Annotated in this window: 7 protein-coding genes; 4 read left to right on the top strand and 3 right to left on the bottom strand. The window is 37.4% G+C overall.

Annotation, left to right across the window (positions count from 1 at the left end; all coding sequences use genetic code 11):
* The first annotated feature begins 621 nt into the window (after window positions 1-621).
* Together hydG and ACPLVE_RS10805 are read left to right on the top strand one after the other, a co-directional pair.
* The gene (gene hydG / locus ACPLVE_RS10810) at window positions 622-2127 is read left to right on the top strand and encodes a [FeFe] hydrogenase H-cluster radical SAM maturase HydG (RefSeq protein WP_424611551.1); all 1506 of its coding nucleotides are present in this window, start codon (window positions 622-624) and stop codon (window positions 2125-2127) included.
* A complete protein-coding gene (locus ACPLVE_RS10805; RefSeq protein WP_424611550.1) occupies window positions 2102-2380 on the top strand; it encodes a hypothetical protein in 279 nt (92 codons plus the stop codon). Before hydG ends, ACPLVE_RS10805 begins: the two co-directional genes overlap by 26 nt.
* A gap of 293 nt (window positions 2381-2673) precedes the next feature.
* On the opposite strand, the gene ACPLVE_RS10800 is transcribed toward ACPLVE_RS10805, so the two are convergent.
* Window positions 2674-3402, bottom strand: a complete 729-nt coding sequence (locus tag ACPLVE_RS10800; protein ID WP_424611553.1) for an SIR2 family NAD-dependent protein deacylase — start codon at window positions 3400-3402, stop codon at window positions 2674-2676.
* A gap of 133 nt (window positions 3403-3535) precedes the next feature.
* On the opposite strand from ACPLVE_RS10800, the gene ACPLVE_RS10795 reads away from it, so the two are divergent.
* On the top strand, window positions 3536-3952 hold the full coding sequence (locus ACPLVE_RS10795; protein WP_022588004.1) for a secondary thiamine-phosphate synthase enzyme YjbQ: 417 nt from the start codon (window positions 3536-3538) through the stop codon (window positions 3950-3952).
* A gap of 29 nt (window positions 3953-3981) precedes the next feature.
* On the opposite strand, the gene ACPLVE_RS10790 is transcribed toward ACPLVE_RS10795, so the two are convergent.
* Both ACPLVE_RS10790 and ACPLVE_RS10785 read right to left on the bottom strand, forming a co-directional pair.
* The gene (locus ACPLVE_RS10790) at window positions 3982-4602 is read right to left on the bottom strand and encodes a yteA family sporulation protein (protein ID WP_424611549.1); all 621 of its coding nucleotides are present in this window, start codon (window positions 4600-4602) and stop codon (window positions 3982-3984) included.
* Between the two features lie 15 nt (window positions 4603-4617).
* Window positions 4618-4860: a DUF5665 domain-containing protein gene (locus ACPLVE_RS10785; protein WP_424611552.1), complete on the bottom strand. Its 243-nt coding sequence runs from the start codon at window positions 4858-4860 to the stop codon at window positions 4618-4620.
* Between the two features lie 236 nt (window positions 4861-5096).
* On the opposite strand from ACPLVE_RS10785, the gene ACPLVE_RS10780 reads away from it, so the two are divergent.
* Window positions 5097-6278: a trans-sulfuration enzyme family protein gene (locus ACPLVE_RS10780; RefSeq protein WP_424611548.1), complete on the top strand. Its 1182-nt coding sequence runs from the start codon at window positions 5097-5099 to the stop codon at window positions 6276-6278.
* Window positions 6279-6450: the final 172 nt, after the last annotated feature.

The following is a 6450-nucleotide window of genomic DNA, read 5'->3' as shown; positions in this document are numbered from 1 at the left end:
ACCAACATAAACGTGCCCTCGTCTTAACTGCTAGAAGATTAATCCCTCTGATCTTTGCAATGCTCAGCAAAGGTCAAATATATCAAGAAAAAATTGTTGTTAGTATTTAAATACTTTTTTGTTAAAAATTAATAAAGAACTCTATTTTGGATCTTCCAATTCCGTTTATTGGCATATTGGGAGAGGGGTATTTTTTGTCTTTTTTGCCCTTTAAATGTCTCAAAAAATTTTTAATTACCCCCTTGACATTTTACCGTTTGTCTTTCTTTCTCAAAAAGACAACATTTAGTATTATTATCCAACCCCACCAATTGCTATATTTGTACTTTTATTATGTGATTAACAATGTACAATTGACCCACTCCCAGCAAAATTCACTTTGGGAGGATTGGAGGAAAATAAAAATGCTCGGGAGCAGGTCACTTATAGAGTGGGTATATTCTTATGATATATTAACTTAAAATCAAAAGTAATTCTATTTTTTGCACTTAGTAAGATTTCATAGGACAATAATTATATTCATCATTTTTGTTGAAAATTTAACAATCCTATTGTATAATGTAATTGAAATACTGAGCCCAAGGAGGTACTCTGAGGGCAAGGGAAGGAGGAAATTTAAAAATGGCTGTTGTGTTGAGTGAAAAAGAAAAAAGATGGATGGACAGTGTAATCAAAGAGGAACAAATCACCAGATATCTTGAAAACGGAAGAGACTTCATTGATGACGAAGAAATATGGGAAAAACTGAGGAAAAACCAGAATCCTGATAAGCAGAGGATAAGAGAAATAATTCAAAAGTCACTAGAAATAGAGACTCTTGAACCTGATGAAACGGCTGCTCTTTTAAATGTCAAAGACCCTGAATTATGGCAAGAAATTTTTGATGCAGCAGCAAAAATCAAGAAAAAAGTTTATGACAACAGAATTGTAACTTTTGCGCCCCTTTATTGCAGCAATTTGTGTGTAAATAACTGCGTCTACTGCGGATTTAGGAGAGAAAATACAGTCATCAAAAGAAGAAGGTTAACATTAGAAGAAGTAAGAAGAGAAGCAGAAGTTCTAGCAGGAGAAATAGGCCATAAGCGTTTAATTGCAGTATATGGTGAGCATCCTACTACAGATGCTAAATATATTGCAGATACAATAAGAACTATATATGAAGTCAAAGTTAAAACAAAAAATGGATATGGGCAGATAAGAAGAGTAAATGTAAACGCCGCCCCCATGTCTATAGAAGAATTAGAAATGCTTCGGGATGTAGGAATAGGAACCTATCAGGTTTTTCAAGAAACCTATCATCACGAGACCTATAAAAAGCTACACCCAGAAGGAACCATAAAATCCCATTATCAGTGGAGATTGTACTGTCACCACAGAGCACTGGAAGCAGGAGTTGACGATGTAGCTTTGGGAGTGCTCTTTGGACTTTATGACTGGAGATTTGAAGTAATGGGTCTTTTATATCACGCAAGAAATCTAGAGAAATTTTTTGGCATAGGACCTCATACCATATCTTTCCCAAGGTTAGAACCTGCTGCTAATACACCTTTTGCTCAAGAATCAAAATACAAAGTATCTGATGAAGATTTCAAAAAGTTAATAGCTGTCATAAGGCTTTCTGTACCTTATACTGGTATGATTCTAACCGCCAGAGAACCTGCCCACTTAAGAGATGAAATTCTCTCCATGGGCATAGTCACTCAAACGGATGCTTCTACAAAAATTGGAATAGGCGCCTACTCTGACAGGTACACCGAGCAGGAAGCAGAGAGACAGCAGTTCCTGCTAGGAGATACCAGAAGCCTGGACGAATTGATAAGAGAACTGGCAAAAATGGGATATATAACAAGTTTCTGCACAGCAGGTTATAGATGTGGAAGAACAGGCAAACACATAATGACCCTTTTAAAAACAGGAAGAGAAGCTGTTTTCTGCAAGCTAAACGCCGTACTCACTTTTAGAGAATGGCTGGACGATTTTGCAAGCGAGGAAACAAAAATAGCCGGTGAACAAGTAATACAGAAAGAAATTGAAGAAATCAAAGAAAGAGTTCCAAAAGAAGTATTTTCAAAGCTTATGGAGTATTACAGGAGGATACAGAATGGAGAAAGAGACCTCTACTTCTAAAAAGCTATTGATCGAAGAATTTACCAGGCTCTCAGACTTAATAAAATCAAAGTACGGCGTGAGCTTGTGGCTGGTGGAAATTATGGGAAAAAGGCATTCGTATGTAGCAGGCCATAAAGAGGAATCATTCCTTCCACCCCAGGTTATCCATCTTAATGAGAGGTTTGCAATAGTATCAAATAACTGGAACAAAATCCCTGAAAGAGAAAAGAAAAAGCTTCTTGAACACCTCAATAAATTTAGTGGCACGTAAATGTATACCTCTCAGCTTGTTGACAAAGTTCTCATTATTTAAGTGGCATTTTGTGTTAATGCTCCGGCGTTGCAAAGCGACTAAACTAAGGCTCACTTTTCGGGCTCAGGCGGGGTACCGGCAATTCGCCAAAAGACTAAGAATCCGCTCACTTCGCTCGCCCCGCCTTCGCTCCTCAAGTTCGCCAAGTTTAGTTACCGCTTTGTGGCAACAAGTCGCATTTACACACAAAATGCCACTTCTCTATTGTGTCAACAGTCTGAGTGGCACATAAATGTGTGCCCTTTTATTTTTTATCTCTCCTTCTCTTCAAATTTCATGGCAAATTCAACCGCTCCCATTTGAAAAAAAAGATGTGCTTTCCTTGAAAGGGGGGTCTCCTCAGGACTTACTTCAACTACAAAAGCTCCTCCTTCAAGAGCCAAAAAAGGAAGAGAAGCTGCAGGCTGCACCATTAAAGATGTACCAATTACAATAAAAAGGTCTGCTCTTTGTGACAGCTCCATAGCCTCTGTAAGTTTATCAGATGGGAGAGGTTCACCAAACCAGACCACATCTGGTCTTACAATAGATCCGCATTTCGGGCACTCAGGAGGTATTTTGCTTAAAGGCACTTCTCTGTTTATGCCTCTGAAGTCACATTTTGTACATCTTACTTTCCATATGTTGCCATGAAGTTCTATCACATTTGTAGACCCTGCTGCCTCATGTAAACCATCTACATTTTGCGTAATTACTCTTACATTTTTAAACCTTTCCTCAAACTCTGCAATGAGCAGATGACATTTATTAGGTTTTGCCTTAGAAATTATCCTTCTTCTGTAATCATACCATTCCCAAACAAGAGCTGGATTTCTTTGAAAAGCCCATGGCGTTGCAAGTTCTTCTGGATTGTATTTTTTCCATAGCCCATCCTCTCCTCTAAAAGTAGGTATCCCGCTTTCTTTAGATATCCCTGCTCCTGTCAGTACAACTGTCAAATTCGATTGAGTTAGTTTTTCTTTTAATATTTTAAAATCCATTTTCTTTTCCTCCCCTACATTTTTATCATTTAAAAATTTCTCCTTCAATTTCAAAACTCCTTTTTTCAAAAAAGCAACAAAACTATGATAAAATATATCCTGTAGACAAAACTTCTGAAAGGGGAGCCGGAAGGTGAAAAGCTATAGAAAAGAACTCTGGTTTGAAACCAAAAAAAGAAGAGAGTTTATCAATATTACTCCTCTCGTGGAAGAATGCGTAAGAGAAAGCGGAATAAAAGAAGGTCTTCTTCTCTGCAATGCCATGCACATAACTGCCAGTGTCTTTATAAATGACGACGAACCAGGATTACATAAAGACTTTGAAAATTTTTTAGAAAAACTAGCCCCCGAAAAGCCTTATGAGCAGTACTATCACAACACCTATGAAGACAATGCCGATGCCCATCTAAAAAGAACTATTATGGGAAGAGAAGTTGTCGTGGCAATAACAGATGGAAAATTAGATTTAGGGCCGTGGGAACAAATTTTTTACGGAGAATTTGATGGAAAAAGGAAAAAAAGAGTACTGGTAAAGATAATAGGAGAGTAAAAGGCACTTATGCTCTTTTTAAGTGCCTTTTACAAAGTCTTTTTATAATCTTCGTTGCTTATCTTGTCCGTCTCCTCTACATACCCTGCATTTTCTTCGTCGTATACCTCTTCATAATGGTCAGAACCGCTTTTTGTCTTATTAAACCTTGCAACTTCTTGAAAGGAGTCTTCAGCATCAAACTGTATCTCTCCTTTTTCGTCCTTATATCCCCATCCAAAGGGGTATTTTATGACTTTTTCCTCATTGGGTCTTGAATTTTTCAAATCCTTTAAGTTTAAGTCCTTTTCTTTTGCGCAGGAGGAGCATAAAGCAGTATAGGGAATAGCCTCAAGCCTTTCTTCCTCTATGGGTTCCCCACAATTCTCACAAATTCCATAATCCCCATTTTCTATTTTTTGAAGTGCATCTTCTATTTGACGCAGTATATTTTTTTCATTATCTTTTAAAGCGTAATTTTTCTCTACTTCATAAACCTCTGAAGCCATATCAGCTGGATGATTGTCCAAAAGGGAAAGCTCCTGATAGTATTCCCTCTGAGCAATTCCTCCAACGCCATCGTTTAAATTCATCTTATGTATTGTGGATAAAACTCTATTTTTCTCCTCAAGAAGTAGATTTTTAAAGTACATTAATTTTCCATTATCCACTACAATCAGCTCCTGTCAGTACAATTTTTGCTGTACAATCTTAACTATATCAGCTATAATATCCCCTATTAGAGGCAAATTTAATACAACTAATTTTTGTAAGATATAGATGATAATTGCACCAAGTATTGTAAAACCGACTGCGATTCCAAAACCTCTCGCAACTCCTCCTATAAAATTTAGCCACAAAAGCCTATAAGGACTTTGCATAAGCTCTACATAGTCAGCTATTTTCATCTTTTCCATAAGCTCAGCCATCTGGTCAAGCTGCTTTTTTATAGCGATTAAAAGCAGATTATCCTTATCTTTCTTTTCCTCTTTATCATTCAACTGTTTATGCCTCCTTTTTGTTTAAGCTTCTTAATTTAATTAATATGCATTAGACCTTCTTTTATAATAGTTTACAACAAAATCCATTGCAAAGAAAGGGTTGTTGACTTTTAATTTTTCGCATATTATGATAGAGTTAAAATCTGAAAATTGAGGGTGATAGCGTGGAACTTCATCTTAAAACAAAAGTAGTGCATATTGGAAATTATGCGGATGAAAAAATTCCTCCAAAACCCAAAACTCTCCCTATATACCAGACTTCTGTATTTACCTTTGATACACTTGAGGAAGTTTACGATTACTTGGATGGGAATCCTTCAAGGTATATGTACACAAGACTTGGGAACCCAAATCAAACTGCCGTAGAAGAATTAATTGCAAATTTAGAAGGAGCAGAGGCAGGGCAAGCCTGCGCTTCAGGAATGGCAGCAATTTCCTCAGCTCTCCTGGCAGAAGTAAATTCGAAAGACCACATAATCGCAGCAAAAGACATATACGGAGGAACAAACAGCCTTTTTAATTCGGAGTTTAAGAGATTGGGAATTGAAATAAGTTTGGTAGATTTTTCGGACTTAGAATCTGTAGAAAAGGCTATCAAGCCAAATACAAAAGTCATATACATGGAAATCATGACAAATCCTTTGATAAGAGTATTTGACGTTGAAGAAATTGCAAAAATAGCAAAAAGGCACGGATTAAAACTCATAGTAGACAATACTTTTACAACTCCTTACCTTATGAGGCCTCTAGAATTCGGCGCTTATGCTGTAATACATAGCGCCACAAAATACATAAACGGACACAGTGATGTAATAGGAGGACTTATAGCAGGAAATAAAGAATTTATCTCTCGCACAAGGAGAATAGTCCACAATTTTGGAGGCTCTATGAGTCCTTTTGACGCATGGCTCACTTTAAGAGGTGCTAAAACACTGTTTTTAAGGATGAAAGAGCACTGCAAAAATGCGATGAGATTGGCCGAATTTTTAGAAAGCCATCCAAAAGTGAAAAAGGTCTTCTATCCAGGACTGCCTTCTCACCCTGATTACAGCATCGCCAAAAAGCTTTTTAAAGATGAATTTGGAGGCATGTTGAGCTTTGAAATTGACGGGGGTGAACAATCTGTAAATAGATTCATGCAGGAGCTCAAACTTATAAAATTTGCTCCATCACTGGCAGGGGTTCAAACCATGATAACACATCCAAAATCCACTTCCCACAGGGCTTTGAGCAAAGAAGAATTAAAAGCTCTTGGAATTTCAGAAGGACTCATAAGGGTGTCTGTCGGAATTGAGGAAATAGAGGATGTAATAAATGACTTTAAGCAAGCCTTAGATAAAGTGTAAAGAGGGAGACCTTACTCTCCCTCTTCCGTTTGTTACAAAGTCCTTCTTAATTTAAGTGATTTAAGTGGCATTTTGTGTTAATGCTCCGGAGTTGCAAAGCGACTAAACTAAGGCTCACTTTTCGGGCTCAGGCGGGGTTCCGACCAATTCGCCCTTTGGGCTCAAGTGGTCG

Source organism: Caldanaerobacter sp. (assembly GCF_049701115.1).
GTDB lineage: Bacteria > Bacillota > Thermoanaerobacteria > Thermoanaerobacterales > Thermoanaerobacteraceae > Thermoanaerobacter.
The sequence above is the reverse complement of the archived record's forward strand: the minus strand, read 5'-3'. Positions and strand labels throughout refer to the sequence as shown.

Excerpts from the sequence above, each read along its gene's own strand:
- ACPLVE_RS10805 (WP_424611550.1), top strand. The coding sequence starts at position 2,102 with ATGGAGAAAGAGACCTCTACTTCTAAAAAGCTATTGATCGAAGAATTT.
- ACPLVE_RS10785 (WP_424611552.1), bottom strand. The coding sequence starts at position 4,860 with ATGGCTGAGCTTATGGAAAAGATGAAAATAGCTGACTATGTAGAGCTT.
- hydG (WP_424611551.1), top strand. The coding sequence starts at position 622 with ATGGCTGTTGTGTTGAGTGAAAAAGAAAAAAGATGGATGGACAGTGTA.
- ACPLVE_RS10800 (WP_424611553.1), bottom strand. The coding sequence starts at position 3,402 with ATGGATTTTAAAATATTAAAAGAAAAACTAACTCAATCGAATTTGACA.